This is a genomic window from Saccharothrix sp. NRRL B-16314, from assembly GCF_000716595.1.
Taxonomy (GTDB): Bacteria; Actinomycetota; Actinomycetes; order Mycobacteriales; family Pseudonocardiaceae; genus Actinosynnema.
This window is the reverse complement of the sequence record NZ_JNXC01000016.1, coordinates 74,033-90,789: the sequence shown is the minus strand read 5'-3', so window position 1 is coordinate 90,789 and position 16,757 is coordinate 74,033. Positions and strand designations below refer to the sequence as shown.

General features: G+C 71.5%; 11 protein-coding genes. 4 read left to right on the top strand and 7 right to left on the bottom strand.

Annotated elements, in window-relative coordinates; translation table 11 throughout:
* Positions 1 to 47: 47 nt before the first annotated feature.
* Positions 48 to 3,464, bottom strand: a complete 3,417-nt coding sequence (locus OQ02_RS22525; protein WP_033440508.1) for a DNA topoisomerase (ATP-hydrolyzing) — start codon at positions 3,462 to 3,464, stop codon at positions 48 to 50.
* Between the two features lie 28 nt (positions 3,465 to 3,492).
* Complete coding sequence (locus OQ02_RS22520) at positions 3,493 to 5,535, bottom strand: DNA gyrase/topoisomerase IV subunit B (protein WP_033440507.1); 2,043 nt, start codon at positions 5,533 to 5,535, stop codon at positions 3,493 to 3,495.
* A gap of 239 nt (positions 5,536 to 5,774) precedes the next feature.
* Between OQ02_RS22520 and OQ02_RS22515 the strand changes: the two genes are divergently transcribed.
* Together OQ02_RS22515 and OQ02_RS22510 are read left to right on the top strand one after the other, a co-directional pair.
* Positions 5,775 to 6,257, top strand: coding sequence for a hypothetical protein (locus OQ02_RS22515; RefSeq protein WP_063747128.1), 483 nt, complete (start codon positions 5,775 to 5,777; stop codon positions 6,255 to 6,257).
* Between the two features lie 47 nt (positions 6,258 to 6,304).
* The gene (locus OQ02_RS22510; RefSeq protein ID WP_231500169.1) at positions 6,305 to 8,323 is read left to right on the top strand and encodes a hypothetical protein; all 2,019 of its coding nucleotides are present in this window, start codon (positions 6,305 to 6,307) and stop codon (positions 8,321 to 8,323) included.
* Between the two features lie 9 nt (positions 8,324 to 8,332).
* Here the strand turns inward: OQ02_RS22510 and OQ02_RS22505 are convergent, their stop codons facing one another.
* Positions 8,333 to 9,364: a polysaccharide deacetylase family protein gene (locus OQ02_RS22505; protein WP_033440566.1), complete on the bottom strand. Its 1,032-nt coding sequence runs from the start codon at positions 9,362 to 9,364 to the stop codon at positions 8,333 to 8,335.
* Positions 9,365 to 9,607: 243 nt separating this feature from the next.
* On the opposite strand from OQ02_RS22505, the gene OQ02_RS22500 reads away from it, so the two are divergent.
* Together OQ02_RS22500 and OQ02_RS22495 are read left to right on the top strand one after the other, a co-directional pair.
* The gene (locus tag OQ02_RS22500; RefSeq protein ID WP_033440505.1) at positions 9,608 to 11,155 is read left to right on the top strand and encodes a putative glycoside hydrolase; all 1,548 of its coding nucleotides are present in this window, start codon (positions 9,608 to 9,610) and stop codon (positions 11,153 to 11,155) included.
* Positions 11,152 to 11,946 carry a DUF3152 domain-containing protein gene (locus tag OQ02_RS22495; RefSeq protein ID WP_051772658.1) on the top strand — a complete coding sequence of 265 codons (795 nt, stop codon included), beginning with the start codon at positions 11,152 to 11,154 and terminating at the stop codon, positions 11,944 to 11,946. The genes OQ02_RS22500 and OQ02_RS22495 overlap by 4 nt, the downstream gene beginning before the upstream one ends.
* A gap of 115 nt (positions 11,947 to 12,061) precedes the next feature.
* Here the strand turns inward: OQ02_RS22495 and OQ02_RS22490 are convergent, their stop codons facing one another.
* Genes OQ02_RS22490 through OQ02_RS22475 form a run of 4 tightly spaced genes read right to left on the bottom strand, consistent with a single transcriptional unit; the run spans position 12,062 to position 16,488 of the window.
* Positions 12,062 to 13,432, bottom strand: a complete 1,371-nt coding sequence (locus tag OQ02_RS22490) for a GH1 family beta-glucosidase (RefSeq protein ID WP_033440504.1) — start codon at positions 13,430 to 13,432, stop codon at positions 12,062 to 12,064.
* Positions 13,429 to 14,310, bottom strand: coding sequence for a carbohydrate ABC transporter permease (locus OQ02_RS22485; protein ID WP_033440503.1), 882 nt, complete (start codon positions 14,308 to 14,310; stop codon positions 13,429 to 13,431). Before OQ02_RS22485 ends, OQ02_RS22490 begins: the two co-directional genes overlap by 4 nt.
* A gap of 13 nt (positions 14,311 to 14,323) precedes the next feature.
* Complete coding sequence (locus tag OQ02_RS22480) at positions 14,324 to 15,244, bottom strand: carbohydrate ABC transporter permease (protein ID WP_033440502.1); 921 nt, start codon at positions 15,242 to 15,244, stop codon at positions 14,324 to 14,326.
* Positions 15,244 to 16,488 (bottom strand): ABC transporter substrate-binding protein, encoded by a 1,245-nt coding sequence (locus OQ02_RS22475; protein WP_033440501.1) that lies wholly within the window; start codon positions 16,486 to 16,488, stop codon positions 15,244 to 15,246. Before OQ02_RS22475 ends, OQ02_RS22480 begins: the two co-directional genes overlap by 1 nt.
* Positions 16,489 to 16,757: the final 269 nt, after the last annotated feature.

Genomic DNA, 16,757 nt, shown 5'->3' with positions numbered 1-16,757 from the left:
AAAGCGCGCACCGCACCACACCGCGCGGTGCGGTGCGGTGCGGTGACTCAGTCCCGTTCGATCAGGTGCCCGACCACGTCCGGACCCGGGTGGGCGTGCCCTGAACCGTCCCGCCGCTCATCCGCCGCGGGCAGCTCGACCGGCGACCCGTTGTCCGCCGCACCCGCCGGCCTCGGCCCCACCCAGGCCAGCGCCAACGCCGTCTCGCCCTTCAGGAACCGGTGCGCCCGCACACCACCCGTCGCCCGGCCCTTCGCCGGGTACGCGCCGAACGGCGTCACCTTCACGCTCTGCCCCGTCGACGTCACCACCATCGGCTCACCGTGCTCGTCGTCGTCCGTGCGCACGGCCCCGAAGAACACCACCGCCGCGTCCGACCCCACGTTCACACCCGCCATGCCGCCGCCCCGCAAACCCTGCGGACGCACCAACGACGCCGAGTACCGCAACAGCGACGCCTCCGACGTCACGAACACCAACGTCTCGTCCGCGCTGGTCAGCCACGTCGCGCCGACCACCTCGTCACCCTCCTTGAGGGTGATCACCTCGAACTCGTCCGACCGCACCGGCCACTCCGGCGCGCACACCTTCACCGTGCCCTGCCTCGTGCCCAGCGCGAGCCCCGGCGACTCCGTGTCGGTCAGCGGCGCGATGCCCACGACCTTCTCACCGGCCTCCAGGCCGACCAGCTCACTGGCCGCCATCCCCCCGCTCAACGACACCGTGCCGCTCTGCTCGGGCAGCACCGGCAGCGGCAGCACGTCCGTCTTGAACGCGCGACCCCGGTTCGTCACCAGCAGCACCTGGCCACGCGCCGTCGTGTGCACCGTCGCCGCCACCGCGTCGTGCTTCGTCCGCCCGTTGCGGCGGCGCGCCTCCGACGCCTCCTCCGACTCGGCCGCCGTGCGCGCCACCAGGCCCGTCGCGGACAGCACCACCTGGCACGGGTCGTCGGCGACCTCCAGCGGCCCGGCCGGCTTCGACGCCGCCAGCACCTCCTTCAGGTCACCGTCCAGCAGCGTGGTCCGGCGCTCCTGCTGGAGGTCCTTGGCCACCTTCGCCAGCTCCGTCGACACGACCTTCTTCAGCACGGCCGGGTCGTCCAGGATCTTGCTCAGCTCGGCGATCTCGTTGCGCAGCTTCTCCTGCTCCGCCTCCAACTCCAGCGAGTCGTACCGGGTCAGCCGGCGCAGCGGCGTGTCGAGGATGTACGTCGCCTGGATCTCGGAGAGCTCGAAGGTCTTCATCAAGCCCTCCTTCGCGGCGGCGGCGTTCTCGCTGCCCCGGATGAGCTTGATCACCTTGTCGATGTCCAGCAGCGCCCGCAGCAGGCCCTCGACCAGGTGCAACCGGTCCTCGCGCTTGCGCCGGCGGAACCTGGTGCGCCGGGTGACGACCTCGTAGCGGTGCTTGAGGAACACCTCCAGCAGCGCCTTCAGCCCCAGCGTCCGCGGCTGGCCCTCGACCAGCACCAGGTTGTTGATGCCGAACGACTGCTCCATCGGCGTCAACCGGTACAGGTCCGACAGCAGCGCCTGCGGGTTCACCCCGACCTTGCACTCGATGACGACACGCGTGCCGTTCTCGCGGTCGGTGAGGTCCTTGACGTCGGAGATGCCGGTCAGCCGCTTCGACTTGGTCACCTCGTCGGTGATCTTCTCGATGATCTTCTCCGGCCCGACGCCGTACGGCAGCTCGGTGACCGTGATCGCCTGCCGACCCCGGCTGCCCTCCAGCAGCCCGGTCTCCACCTTGGCCCGCATCCGCACCACACCGCGCCCGGTCTCGTACGCCTTGCGCACCTCGTCCAGCCCGAGCAGCACCCCGCCCGTCGGCAGGTCCGGGCCCGGGATGAACTCCATCAGCTTGTCCAGCGTGGCGTCCGGGTGCGTCACCAGGTGCCGCGCCGCCGCGACCACCTCGGCCAGGTTGTGCGGGATCATGTTCGTCGCCATCCCGACCGCGATCCCCGACGTGCCGTTGACCAGCAGGTTCGGGAACGCGGCGGGCAGCACCGTCGGCTCTTGCAGCGAACCGTCGTAGTTGGGCCGGAAGTCGACGGTCTCCTCGTCCAGCTCGCCGACCAGCAACATCGCCGCGGGCGACATCCGTGCTTCCGTGTACCGCGAGGCCGCCGGTCCGTCGTCCGGGGAGCCGAAGTTGCCGTGCCCGTCGACCAGCGGCGCGTTCAGCGAGAAGTCCTGGGCCAGCCGGACCATCGCGTCGTAGATCGCCGTGTCGCCGTGGGGGTGGTACTTGCCCATGCAGTTGTGCACGACGAAACCGCTCACCACGAACGCGTGCTCGTCACTGGCGACCTGGATGTCGTACGTGGTGTCCGGCGCGACCGGCTCCACCGACACCACCTGCGGGAACGGCGCCTCGGTGGCGTGCCGGGCGTTGCGGATGACCTGGACCAGGCCGTCCTGGCGCGGACCGACGCCGGTCCAGCGCAGCAGCGCCACGGCCAGCGCGGCGGCGTCACGGCCGGCGACGGTCAGGAAGCCGGCGTCACGGCGGGTGCGGAGGCCGGAGTCGGCGAGCACGGCGTACTCGGGTTCACCGCCGGGCAGGACGATCTCGCGGCCGTCGCGGACGTAGCCGCACGCGGTGAACAGGCCCGCCAGGAACGGCGTCCAGGCCGAGCGGTGGCGGAGCACCGCGTCGTACCGACCGGCGACCGCCGCTTCGAGGCCCGCGTGGCGGGCGAAGGTGAGGGTGTGGCGGACCCGCTCGTCCGTCTCGACCTTGTCGCGCGCCACGGTCACGTCGTGCGCGATGGCCCAGCCGTGCGCGATGTCGATCGGGTCGACGTCGGCCAGTTCCAGCCGCACCCGCCCGTCGGCGAGCACGTCACCGGACGCCGCGACCAGGCCCAGCACGTAACCGGACGAGTCGCCGTCGGCGAGGAGGTTCGCGTGCCGTTCGCCGGCGAAACCCACCGTGCGGGCGCCGGCGAGGTCACAGGCGTCGGTCCACCGGTCGGCCGAGCCGTCGCGCGTGCGGAACCGCTGGCCGGGCGTGACGAGCATCGAGTGGCCGTCGGACCAGGTGACGCGGACCAGGTCGGACACCGGGTTCTCGTACACGGCGTTCACCGCCACCGGCTCGCCCCGCCCGTCCAGCACCCGGTCGCCCACCTCGACGTCCTCGATCGGCCGCAGGCCCTCCGGCGTGGACACGAGCGCGCCGCGCACGAAGCAGTCGCCGACCACGCGGGACGACTTCACGTACGCGCTGGTCGGGCGGTAGCCCTGCTCGTTCATCGAGAAGAGGATGCGGCGGTGCACCGGCTTGAGGCCGTCCCGCGCGTCGGGCAGCGCCCGCGAGTGGATCACCGAGTAGGCGTACTCGAGGTACGAGTCCTCGATCTCGGTGGTGAGCGAGTTGTCGAAGACCTGGGCGCCCGCGCGGTCGAAGGCGGACGGGTCGACCCTGGTCGTGGGGGTCTTGCGGCGTGCCATGGTCGGTCGTTCCCTCGTGTCAGGCGGGTCAGATGTCGATCGCGGACTGGTCGACCCTGGCGGACGACTCGACGAGCCACGCCCGGCGCGGCTCGACCTTCTCGCCCATCAGCAGTTCGAGCGCGGCTTCAGCGGCTTCCGCGTCGTGCATGGTGATGCGGCGCACCGAGCGGGTGGCGGGGTTCATCGTGGTCTCCCACAGCTCGTCCGCGTCCATCTCGCCGAGGCCCTTGAACCGGGGCACCGGCTTGACCACCGTCTTGCCCGCCTTCTCCAGCCGGGCGACCTTCTGCTCCATCTCCCGCTGGGTGAAGGTGAAGTGGGTCTCGGCGTTGCGGCCCTTCGTGACGACCTTGTGCAGCGGGGGCATGGCGGCGAAGAGCCGGCCGTCCTCGATCACCGGGCGCATGTACTTGGCGAACAGGGTGATCAGCAGCGTCCGGATGTGCGACCCGTCGACGTCCGCGTCGGCCATCAGGATGACCCGGCCGTAGCGCATGGTGGCCAGGTCGAACGTCCGCCCGGTGCCCGCGCCGAGCACCTGGACGATGCTGGCGATCTCGGCGTTGCGCAGGGTGTCGGGGAGGCTGGCCTTCTGCACGTTCAGGATCTTGCCGCGCAGGGGCAGGAGCGCCTGGTACTCGGACACGCGGGCCATGCGCGCCGAGCCGAGGGCGCTGTCGCCTTCCACCAGGAAAAGTTCGCTACGCGAAACACCTGTGCTGCGGCAGTCGACGAGCTTCGCGGGCATCGCGGCGCCTTCCAGGGCCGTCTTGCGGCGCGCGGCGTCCTTCTGGTGCTTCTGGGTCAGGCGGACGCGGGCGGCGTCGACGACCTTCTGGAGCACCACCTTGGCCTCGGCCTTGGTCCGGCGGTCCTCGGTCCACGCCTTGATGTGCTTCTCCACCACCCCGAGCGTCACCTTGGTGATGCCGGCGGTGGAGAGCTCGTCCTTGGTCTGCGAGGTGAACTGCGGTTCGGGGATGCGGACGTGGACGACTGCGGTCATGCCTTCGAGCACGTCGTCCAGGGTCGGTGGGTCTTCCTTGGGCTTGAGCAGCCCCCTGGTCTTGCCGATGGCGTCCTGGACCGCCTTGACGACGGCGCGGTCGAAGCCGCGCCGGTGGGTGCCGCCGTGCACGTTGCGGATCGTGTTGGTGAAGCACTCGACGGTGCGCTCGTAGCCGGTGCCCCAGCGCAGCGCGATCTCGACCTCGGCGTGGCGCTCCACCTTGGACCGCATGACGCCGTTCTCGTCGGCCGCGTTCTCGTGGTAGACGCCGGTGCCGGTGATGAGCAGGGTCCCGGAGACCGGCTTCTCGCTCGCGGGCGCCATGTGGTCGACCATGTCGACCAGGCCGCCCGGGAAGTGGAACGTCTCCTCGCCGATGGCGTCGTCGGTGGCGACGCGGAGGGTGTACGTGACGCCGGGGACGAGGAAGGCGGTGTTGCGCAGCTTGGTCCGGACGGCCTCGACGTCGAGCGCGGCGCCGTTCTCGAAGTAGCGGGCGTCGTACCAGTAGCGGATGGACGTGCCGGTGCGCTTGGTGCGGCCGGTGACGCGCAGGCCGGACTGGCGGGTGAAGGCGGCCTTGGGTCCGGGGCCGTCGAAGACGCCGGGGACGCCGTGCGCGAACGACATCTCGTGCGTCTTGCCCTCGCGGCGGACGACGACGTCGAAGCGGTGGGACAGGGCGTTGACGGCGGACGCGCCGACGCCGTGCAGGCCGCCGGAGGTCTTGTAGCCGGAGCCGCCGAACTTGCCTCCGGCGTGCAGCCTGGTGAGCACGAGCTCGACGCCGGACAGGCCGGACTTGGCGTGGGTGCCGGTGGGGATGCCGCGGCCGTCGTCGTCGACCTGGACGCTGCCGTCGGCGTGCAGGGTGACGACGATCTTGGTGGCGTGGCCGGCCACGCCTTCGTCGGTGGAGTTGTCCACCACCTCGGAGAACAGGTGGTTGATGCCCCGGCTGTCGGTGGACCCGATGTACATGCCGGGGCGCTTGCGTACCGCCTCCAGACCCTCCAGGTGGGTCAGGTCGTCGGCCCCGTACAGGATCTCAGCGGTCACCGGGTCGTTCTCCCCAGGTCGTGGCGTGCGTCGAGCGGTTCACGGTAACCGAGGACGGCGCGGGATCCGCCGAGTCCCCGGTGTCGGGATACGGTCGGGCACGTGGCCCGGTCGTTCACCTGCGATCTTGCCATACTCGAACAAAGGTTCGATTAATGGCATCACATCGGAGCAGGCGCTGCCTTCGGAGGACACCGCCTTCCGGGCGGCGGTACCCCTGGCGCGCGCGGTCCACACCTGTGACGCGGGCGTGGCTGGTCGCGTCGGTGCTCGGCGGGGTGCCGTCGACCGTGCACGCGCTGCTGACCGGAGGCGACGTGCTGCGGTCCACGAGGGCGGCGGCGTCACTGCTGGGCGGGTCGGGCCTGGTGCGGGGCGCGGTGGCCCACCTGGGCGTGTCGGCGTTCTGGACGGCGGTGCTGGCCCTGGTGGACCGGCGGTGGCCGCTGGACGCGCGGTCGGGCGCGGTGGCCGGGGCGGTGATCGCGGTGGTCGACCTGGAGGTGGTCGGCCGGCGGTTCCCGGCGATCCGGGAGTTGGGCCGAACGGCCCAGTGGGCGGACCACGTGGCGTTCGGCGCGCTGGTGGGCGCGGTTCTGGGGTCCACAGTGGATCCACAGTGGACGAGGTTGGCGGACCGCGCCGGTCCCCGTCCGGACGTCGTCCGGGTAGGGTGCGGGCGTTCCCGCGCTGTCGTGCCTGGAGGTGATCGGGCGCCTTGATGTTCCGACGTGCCGCACCGAAGGTGCGTGCCCCGCAGGTGGATCCCGTGATCGAGCGGGAGCCCGTGCCCGCACCCGCGCCGCCACCGCCACCCGCGTCGCCACCGCCCGCCCAGTTCTCGGCCTCGTTCGCGGGCGCCACGCTGGTCGTCGGGCCGCCTTCGGGCGCGACACCGGCGGCGGTCGCCCTCGGCCGGAGCCTGCCGGTGGACCGTGGCCGCACGGTGGTCGTCATCGATCCGCCGCACGGCGACGAGGCGTCCTTCTGGCCGTCCGTGGCCGCCGCGCTGCACGGCCGGGGGCCGGTGCGCCTGATGACCTCCCACTCGGGCTCCATGCGGCCCACGGCGCCCGCGCAGTGGCTCTCCGAGCAGTTGCAGGCCGAGGTGGTGGCGCCGGACGGTGCGGTGGCCACGGTGCCGGGCGCGGCGTTCGTCGCGGGCAACGGCGGGTACGGCTGCTGGCTGAGGTTCCTGCCGGGCGCGTCGCCGGTGCCGATGGGCCGCCGGTTCCCGGTGCCGCAGTGGGAGGCGGTCGACCCGAACACGCCGTGGCCGACGGGCGAGGTCGGCATCTCCGAGCCGATCCCGGCCGGGCTGTGGCTGCGCGCGCAGCGCGCCCAGTTCGACCCGCAGGCGCCGGACGCGCGGGCGGTCGTCGGGCTGCCGTGCCGCGACAACGTGCTGACCGTCGTGATCGGCGGTCCCGGTCAGCCGCCGATCCCGACCGACGAGGTGTGCCGCCTGCTGGGTGGGCTGCCGTCGGCGGCGCGGTCGCGGGTGCGGCTGGTCTGGTACGGCGGCGAGCACCAGGCGCAGGCGGTGGCCGACGAGCTCGGTGAGCCGATCTCGCTGTACACGGGCCTGCCGGTGGGTTCGGTGCGCACCGGTGCGGCGGTGGTGGCGGTGAACCCGCGCGGGCAGCAGACGTGGCGGCCGTACGTGACCGAGGTGCGGTACTCCCCGGCGGGCACGCCGACCGTGTCGGGTTACCGGGCTCCGGTGCCGGGCCTGGTGGAGCGCGGCGCCGGCATCTTCGACCTGGGCGGCGGTGTGGTGCTGGAGGTCGTGCCGTCCGGTCTGTGGGTGCGCGACGCGGAGGACAACGGACCTGAGGTGCGGTCGCTGCCGGTGGACCCGGAGTGGGCGCGGCTGACCGTCGGCTCCCCCGGGCGCACGACGGCGGGCGCGGTGGCGGTCGCGGGCGCGTCGCTGGTCGAACGGCTGGAGCCGGAGGTGCGGCGGCTGCTGAAGGTGGTGTTCTGCGACCCGTCGCCGATGCCGCGGCCCCCGGTGGCCGAGGAGCCGCCGACGCCCGCCGCGGTGGACGAGCCGGTGCCGCTGAGCGTGGACGGTCCGCTGCCCGACTCCCCCGCGCCGGTGTGGGGTGAGCAGGTCGGCGAGGAGGTCGTGCCGCCGGACCACCGCAGCACCGAGCAGGAACGCGACGCGCTGCGCCGGATGCTCGGCGAGCGCTACGGGCAGCACGCGGCGGTGGCGTGCCGGCACATCGAGGAACGCCCGGACGACTCCGAGGCGTTCGAGGCCGTGGTGACGGACCTGGCCGCGGTGTCGGCGTGCCTCCAGCACGACGAGGAGATCGTGGTCGAGGCGCTGCGCTCGGGGAAGCTCGGTCGGCTGTGGCCGTACGCGGCGTCGGTGGTGTCGGGGCTGCGCCGGCTGCCGGCCTACCAGGGCGTGACGGTGTGCTGGGGTGAGGCGAAGCAGTACCGGACGGGTGATGTGCTGGTCGAGCACGGCCTGCTGACCACGGTCGCGGGGCCGGCGGTGCCGGCCGACGGGCGGGTGGAGTTCCTGCTGTGGTCGGTGACCGGGCGGCGGGTGTCGGTGGTCGACTCGTTCGGCAGCGTGGTGCAGGAGCGGGTCGTGTTCCCGCCGGGCAGCGCGTTCAAGGTGCTCGCGGTGGTGGAGGCCGAGGAGTCGGCGCCGATGCAGGTCATGGTGCAGGAGGTCGTGGGTCGCCACCACGAGCTGCCGACGGGCGTGCTGGGCAGCCTGGAACGCGCCGCGGTCGCGCTGCGCAACCACGCCCGCGCCACGGCCTGATCCGGAGGTTCAGTACCCGAAGGCCCGGTCGGCGAACTGCTTGGCTGGTGAACCGGCCGAGGTCGGGTGGGAGATGCGGTCGGGCACGCCGTCCGACGTGTACCGCTGGTCCGGAGCGGCGGCGAGCTGGTCGAGCCACACCGTCGAGCCGTAGCGGGCGTCCTCGCCGGTCGCGTCCTGCGACCGGATGCGCGGTGTGGCGACCGGGTCGAACTCCGCCGAGTAGGGCGAGGGCGCCGGTCCCGCGCCGACCATGAGCACGCACGCGTAGTCGTAGGACCCGCCGTCGAACGCGCCCCGCCGGGCGAGGGCCGGGTCGCCGGGCACCGCGCCGAACGGCAGCGCGAGGCTCGACACCCGGTACCCCGGCACGGCCTTCTCGATCTCCCGCTGGCCGAGCACCACGGCCTGCTGGACCTGCTGGTCGGCCACCGAGCCGAGGTTCGTGTGCTCCAGCGTGTGGTTGCCGATCTCGAAGCCGTTGTCGCGCAGCCACCGCAGCGCCGCGCCGTCCGACGACGCGAACGGCCCGCCGTTGACGTACAGGCTCGCCACCGGCCGGAAGCCGGGGTGCCGCGCGGCCACGTCGAGCAGGATCGCGATCGCGGTGCCGGGCGCCGGCTGCCCGTCGGACCCCAGCGCGAACTGGGTCGGGTCACCGTCGTCGAACGTCAGCACGACGGGGTGCTTGCCCGCCGGGATGTCGATCCGGCCGGTCGCGTACTCGGCGGTCGTCACCGGCACGTAGCCCTCGCCGGCCAACCGTTCCAGCTCGGCGCGGAACCCCGCCGGCGTCCGGTCGTAGACGGACGTCGGCTGCTCGACCAGCCGGTGGTACATGAGGATCGGGACCTGCCCGAGTTCGTTGGCCCGGACGGCCGCCGGGTCCGGCGGCGCGGAGGAGGAGGGTGCCGGCGACGGAACAGCGGCGGCCGGTCCGGGCATTTCCGCCGCGGGCAACTCCGCGGCAGGCTGGGCGGTGCAGGCGAAGGACAGTGCCGCGGCGAGCGCCACGACGGCCGGTACCGGCCTGGGCGACATGGGGTTCACCTTCGGATGGTTCCGCTTGTCGGCCAGGAGGAAACCGGAGTACACCCCAACGGATGACCGCCTGTTTGGCCGCCGGCCGTGGGGTTAGTCGCTGGTAGCTGATGGCACGCCCAGATCGGAGTCGCCCGGATGTCGGATTCAGCCCCGTCGGACGCAGCCCTGTCGGATGCAGCCTCACCTGACCCGGACCTCGCGGGTGGGGAGCCTGGGGAATCAACTCGGAGGACGAGGCGGGTGGTGATACCCGCGGTCGGTGTCGTGGTGCTGCTGCTGATCGCGGGCGTCGTCACGACGATCGTGTACGGCCGTGGCGTCGGACTCGCCGTCGCCGACCTGGCCGACGGAATCGCTGTCACCCCTTCGGGTGTAGAGCGCGTGTCCATCACGACCGCGGACCCCGAAGGGCTCGATCGTGTCACCGTGCACGTTGACGGACAGCCGGTCGAGTTGGTGCGCATCGACGGCCGCATGACGCTGACCGGGCTGAAGCTGACCGAGGGCAGGCACAACCTGTCCGTGCGGGCGGCGAACCCGCTGCCGTGGATGCCCGACGCGGAGGTCCGGCGCGAGTTCACCGTCGACGGCACCCCGCCCGCGTTGAACGTGGAGGTGGTCGAGGCCGCGTCGCCGCGCGGCCCGGTGACCGTGCGGGGCAGCGCCGACGGCGCGGACTCGGTGCTGGTCGGCGACCAGCAGGTGCCGGTGCGGGACGGCCGGTTCGAGGCGTCGCTCGCGTCGGTGCCCACCCGCGTCCGGGTCGAGGCCAACGACTCGGCGGGCAACTCGCGGCACCACGAGGTCCCGGTCAAGGTGACCCACCCCGGCATGCGCGCCGTGCACATGAGCGCCACCGCGTGGGCGACCCCGTCGCTGCGCGATCCCGTGCTGGCGATGGCGCGCGAGGGCCGCATCGACACCGTGCAGCTGGACATCAAGGACGAGAGCGGCGAGATCGGCTACGACTCGCAGGTGCCGCTGGCCAGGCAGATCGGCGCGACGCGCACCCACTACGACGCCCGCGCCGTGATCAAGGAGCTGCACGGCATGGGGCTGCGGGTGGTCGGTCGGCTGGTGGCGTTCCGCGACCCGATCCTGGGCAAGGCGTCGTGGGACGCGGGCGCGCGCGACCGGTTGGCGCAGAACGCGTCGGGCGGCGCCTGGTCCGCGCACTACGGCGAGTTCGCGTTCACCAACTTCGCCAACCCGGAGGTCCGCGAGTACAACATCGCGATCGCCCGCGAGGCCGCCGAGCTGGGGTTCGACGACATCCTCTACGACTACGTGCGGCGGCCGGACGGCCCGTTGCGGCAGATGGTGTTCCCCGGTCTGACCGGCACGCCCGAGCAGTCCATAGTGGACTTCCTCCGGGACAACCGGGCTGCCGTCCGCCCGCACGGCGCCTACCTGGGCGCTTCGGTGTTCGGGATCGCCGCGCACAGCCCGCAGGACGTGGCGCAGGACATCCCGGCCCTCTCGGCCCACGTCGACTACGTGGCGCCCATGGTCTACCCGTCGCACTGGGGTCCCGGCGAGTACGGCGTGGACAACCCGAACGCCAAGCCGTACGACATCGTGCGGGCTTCGGTGGCGGACTTCGTCCGGTTGACGGAGGGCACCGGCGCGACGGTCATCCCGTGGCTCCAGGCGTTCTCGCTGGGCCACGCGTACGGTCCGGGTGAGGTGCAGGCGCAGGTGGTGGCCACGGCGGAAGCGGGCGCGCCGTCGTTCCTGTTGTGGAACGCGGCCTGCACCTACGGCTCGGCCGGGTTGGAACCCGTATGAAGTCGGTCCCGCTGGTGCCCTACCTGACCGGGGTGTGCCTCGCCGTGTCGACGGTGGTCGCGTTGGACTTCGGGCTCGCGGCCCGGCCGACCACCGTCGTGTGGCCCGCCGCCGGCGTCGTGCCCGCCGCCCCGCCGACCCCTGCGACCTCGGCCGCGGCGCCGGTCGACAGCTTCCGGTCCGCCCCGGACCTGCCGCCCGGCCACCCGTTCCCGGCGCATGGTGTCGGCACGTGGCGGGTCGTGCCGCCGGTCGCCGCCGACGCCGACACCAGCGGGTTCGCGTACACGGTCGAGGTCGAGGACGGCATGGAGCTGCCCAACGGCGACCACCCGTTCGCCGCCGTGGTCGACTACGCGCTGGTGCACCCGCGCGGGTGGTCCCGGCAGCACGCGTTCCGGCGGGTCGGGCCGGAGGTGGAACCGGACCTGCGGATCCGGCTGACGTCCCAGCAGACCTCGCGGGCGCTGTGCGGTTTCGAACTGCCCTACGACACGTCGTGCCGGATCGGGTCGACCGTCCACCTCAACTCGGCGCGCTGGTTCCGCGGTGCCCACACGTACGGCCGTGACCTGCTCGGCTACCGGATCTACACGGTCAACCACGAGGTCGGGCACTTCCTCGGCCTCGGGCACGAGGTGTGCCAGGCGGATGGCGGTCCGGCGCCGGTGATGATGCAGCAGACGCTGAGCGTGGAGAACGACGGGCTCGCGTCGATCATCATGGGCAGCGACCAGGGTGTCCAGGTGACGCCGGACGGCAAGTCGTGCACGCCCAACCCCTGGCCCTGAACCACGCCGGGTCGACGTCGTGAACGACCGGACCCCGCCGTCTGCGGGGCAGCGGCCGAAGAGGTGACGCCACCGTCGCGCGGAACGCGCCCCCGCGCGACGGTGGCCCCGCAGGTCAGCCGGCGGCGCCAGTCCTTGCCCGCTGCTCGGCGACCAGGTCGCGGTACCAGTGGAAGCTGGCCCTCGGGGTGCGCACCAGCGTCTCGTAGTCCACGTGGACCAGGCCGAACCGGTGCTTGTAGCCGTGCGCCCACTCGAAGTTGTCCAGGAACGACCAGACGAAGTAGCCGCGCAGGTCCACGCCCGCCGTGACCGCGTCCCGGGCCGCCGCGAGGTGGCTGCGCAGGTAGTCGATGCGCTCCTGGTCGACGAAGCCGGGGTTGTCCGGGTAGACGCACCCGTTCTCGGTCACGTACACCGGCGGCAGGTCCGGGTAGAGGTTCTTGAGGCCGACCAGGGTGTCGGTCATCCCGGCCGGCTCGACCGGCCAGTTCATCGCGGTGCGCGGCACGTCCGGCAGCCGGGTGGTGTCGATGCCCACGTCGATCGACGTGCGGGTGGCCGGGTTCGGGTCGCGGTGCGGCGCGTCGGCCACGTGCTGGCGGTAGTAGTAGTTGATGCCCACGTAGTCCAGCGGCGTGGAGATCAGCTCCAGGTCGCCGTCCAGCCGGAAGGAGAGGTCGGTGACGCCCGCGAACGTCTCCTCGTAGTCGTCGGGGTAGCGCCCCCCGAACAGCGGCTCGGTGAACTGGCGGCGCAGCAGCAGGTCGTGCCGGCGGGCCGCGGCCAGGTCCGCGTCCGATTGCGTGACCGGGGTCGAGGGCGACTGGTTGAGCACGATGCCGAACTCGTGCCCCGCCGTGCCGCGCATGGCGTTCACGGCGAGGCCGTGCGCCACCATCAGGTGGTGCGCGGCGGCGAGTGAGCCGTGGCCCTCCCGTGCGCCGGGTGCGTGTCTGCCCTCGCCGTAGCCGACGATGGAGGAGACGTACGGCTCGTTGAACGTCGTCCACTTCGACACCCGGTCGCCCAGCGCGTCGTGCACGATCGTGGCGTACTCGGCGAACCGCAGCGTGGTGTCGCGGGAGCGCCAGCCGCCCAGTTCCTCCAGCGCCTGCGGCAGGTCCCAGTGGTAGAGGGTGAGGAACGGCTCGATGCCCCGTTCCAGCAGCCCGTCGACGAGCCGGCTGTAGAAGTCGAGGCCGCGCTGCTCGACCGGGCCCGAGCCCGTCGGCAGGACGCGCGACCAGGACACCGAGAACCGGTAGGCGTCCACGCCGAGCTCGCCGAGGAGCGCCAGGTCCTCCGGCATCCGGTGGTAGTGGTCGCACGCCACCGCGCCGGTGTCGCCACCCGCGACGGCACCCGGCACCGCGCCGAACGCGTCCCAGATCGACGGTCCTCTCCCGTCGGCGTCCACGGCTCCTTCGATCTGGTACGCCGACGTGGCGACGCCCCAGCGGAACCCTCGGGGGAAGTCGATCATCCTTTTAGCGCTCCTTGCATGATTCCGCCGACGATCTGGCGTCCGAACAGGAGGAACACGACGAGCACCGGCACCGTGCCGATCGTCGCCGCGGTGAGCACGAGGGTGTAGTCGGTGGTGTACCCGCTGGCCAGGGTCGACAGCGCGGTCTGGACGGTCGGGTTCTCCGGCGTCAGCACCACGAGCGGCCAGAAGAAGTCGTTCCACGCCTGCATGAACGTGAACAGGCCGAGCACCGCGGCGGCGGGTCGGGCGGCGGGCAGGACGACGTTCCAGTACAGGCGCAGCGAGCTGCACCCGTCCATCCGCCCCGCCTCCAGCAGCTCGTCGGGCACCGCCCGTTCGAAGTACTGCCGCATGAAGAACACGCCGAACGCGGTGACCAGGCCGGGCACGATGACCGCGTGGATCTCCCCCGCCCAGCCGAAATCGCTCATCATCATGTACAGCGGGATGACGCCCAGCTCCGTCGGCACGGCCTGGGTGGCCACCACCAGCAGCATGAGCGCCGACCGGCCCCGGAACTTCAGCTTGGCGAAGGCGAACCCGGCCAGGGTGGAGAAGAACACCACGGACAGCGTGATGGTCCCCGACACCACCAGCGAGTTCATCATCGCCAACGCGAAGTCGGACTGGTCGAACACCCGGGCGATGTTCGCGAACAGGTTGCCGCCGGGCACGAGCACCGGCGGCACGCTGTCCACCTTGTCCGGCGTCTGCGAGGACACGACGAGCGACCAGTACACCGGGAACGCCGACCCGGCGAGCACCGCGATCAGTGCCGCGTAGGTCCACGGTCCGGGCATCCGCATCGCCTTGCGCCCGCGGCGGGCGGGTGGCGACGCGGCGGGTGCCGGCCGGTCGAGCACGCTGGTCATCTGACGAGCCCTTTCAGTCGGTCCGGATGCGGCGCGCGGCCAGGTAGCTCAACCCGGTGATGGCGACCGTCGCGACGAGCAGGAGCCAGGCGATGGCCGACGCGTAACCGAAGTCGAACTTCGCGAAGCCCTGCTCGTAGAGGTAGAGCGCGGCGGTCTGGAACTGGCGGTCGGAACCGCCGGTCGCGGCGCCCGCGCCGGGGTTGAACAGCAGCGGCTCGGCGAGCAGCCGCATGTTGCCCGCGGTGGCGATCACCGTGGAGAAGATGATCTGCGGGCGCAGCATGGGGACGGTGATCCGCCAGAACTGCTGCCAGCCGCTCGCGCCGTCCAGCCGGGCCGCCTCGTACACGCTGGTCGGGATGGCCTGCATGGAGGCCAGGAAGATCAGCGCGTGGTAGCCGGTCCAGCGCCACACCACCATCGTCGCGATGGCGGCGTGCGAGCTGCCGGTGCCCGCCTGCCAGTCGATCCGACCCGCGTCGAACAGGCTCAGCACCCAGTTGATCATGCCGAAGTCCCGGCCGAACAGCTGCGCGAAGATGATCGTCACCGCCGCCACCGAGGTGATGTTCGGCAGCAGCACGCCCATCCGGAAGAACGTCCGGCCGCGCAGCCGCCGGTTGAGCAGCTGCGCGATGCCGAGCGCGAACAGGATCTGCGGGACGGTGGTGAGCAACCACAGGCTGAGCGTGTTGCCCATCGCGTTCCAGAAGTACGGGTCAGCGGTGAGCAGTTCGACGTAGTTGTCGAGTCCGACGAACGTCGCCGCGTCGCCGTCGAGCAGGTTCCGGTCCTGCATCGACACCCAGGCGGTGTAGAGCAGGGGGAACAGGCCGAACACCGCGAACAGCAGGAAGTACGGCGCGATGTAGGCGTACGGCGCGTACCGGATGTCCCACCGGTGGCGGCGTTCGCGCCAGTCCGTCTTCATCAGTCCTCGAGCCTCTTGACGTCGGCGACGAACTGCTGCCACGACTCGTCCGGGCTCTGCTTGCCCTGCTCGACGCGCTGCATCGCGTTGCCCATCTCCGTCTGCACGTCACCGGCCTTCGGCCCCTGGTACTGCGGCTTCAGGGCGCGGGCCGCGTCGGTGAACACCTTGCCGACGGGTGCGTTGTTGAAGAACTCGTCCTGCTTCATGGCCACCGACTGCTCGCTGTACAGCTTCGGCGCGGACGGGAGCAGGCCGGCGTTCGCGAAGACCTTGGCCTGCTGCTCGGGCGCGGTGAGCCAGGTGGCGAGCGCGACGGCCTTGTCGATGTTCTTGCCCTGCTTGGGCACGGTCAGGTACGAGCCGCCCCAGTTGCCGCCGCCGCCGGGCACGGCCGCGAGGTCCCACTTGCCCTTGGTGTCGGGCGCCTGGTCCTTGATCTTGGCCATCATCCAGGCGGGGCAGGCGAGGGTGGCGAACTGGCCCTGCTTGAAGCCGGTGTTCCACTGCGGGGTGCTGTGCAGCAGCCCGGCGGACAGGCCGTCGGCCACGCCCTGGGAGACGAGGTCCCAGCCCTTCCTGATGTCGGCGTTGTCGCCCACGACGATCTTGTCGGACTTGTCGTAGTAGCCGGTGGGCGCCTGGCCGACGATCGCGTTGAGCACGGTCGGGCCGCCGTCGAAGAACTTGGCGCCGGCGGGTGCCTTGGCCGCGAACTGCTTGCCGGTGGCCATGAACTGCTCCCACGTCGGCCACAGCGCGGACACCGCGTCGCGGTCGGACGGCAGGCCGGCGGCCTCGAACAGGTCGCGGCGGTAGCAGATGGCCAGGCCGCCGATGTCGGTGCCGTAGCCGATCTGCTTGCCGTCCTTGGACAGCGAGCCCTCCCACTTCCAGTCCAGCCAGCGGTCCTTGATGTCGGACTTCAGCTCGGTGAACTGGCCGGGGTTGGCCTTGAACTGGTTGATGTAGCCGACGTCGACCGCCTCGACGTCCGCCGCGCCGTTGTTCGTGGCGAGGTGGGCGGCGAGGTTCTTGTGGTGGTCGGAGTACGAGGCGGTGCGGTCGGTGATGTCGACGTCCGGGTGCGCCTTCTCGTACTCCTCGAACAGCTGCTGGTAGCCGAAGTTGCCGAACAGGCCGATGGTGATCCTGGTCTTGCCGTCAGCGCTGTCGCCGCCGCAGCCGGCGAGCAGGCTCGCGGCCAGCAGGCCGACGCCGACCATGGTCCCGGTTCGTCTCATAACGCGGCACTCCCTCTTTCCACATTTCCAGCCGTTTCGGCACGCCGGAGACGCACAGGGTCGAACCGAGGGGTTTCCGGCGAATTCGGTCGGGTCTGCGCCCGGCCGGTGTGGTGTACATGACAGCCGTGCGCCGCGACACCGTCAAGTAACGAACAGATAACCTCATCGTTTCAGAGCTTCGGCGTTTCCGCAGGTGATACGGTGTCCAGCCTGGTCAGGGCGTACTCCCTGCGAGCTTGAAACCGGTTACAAAGAAGGGGCGTGCG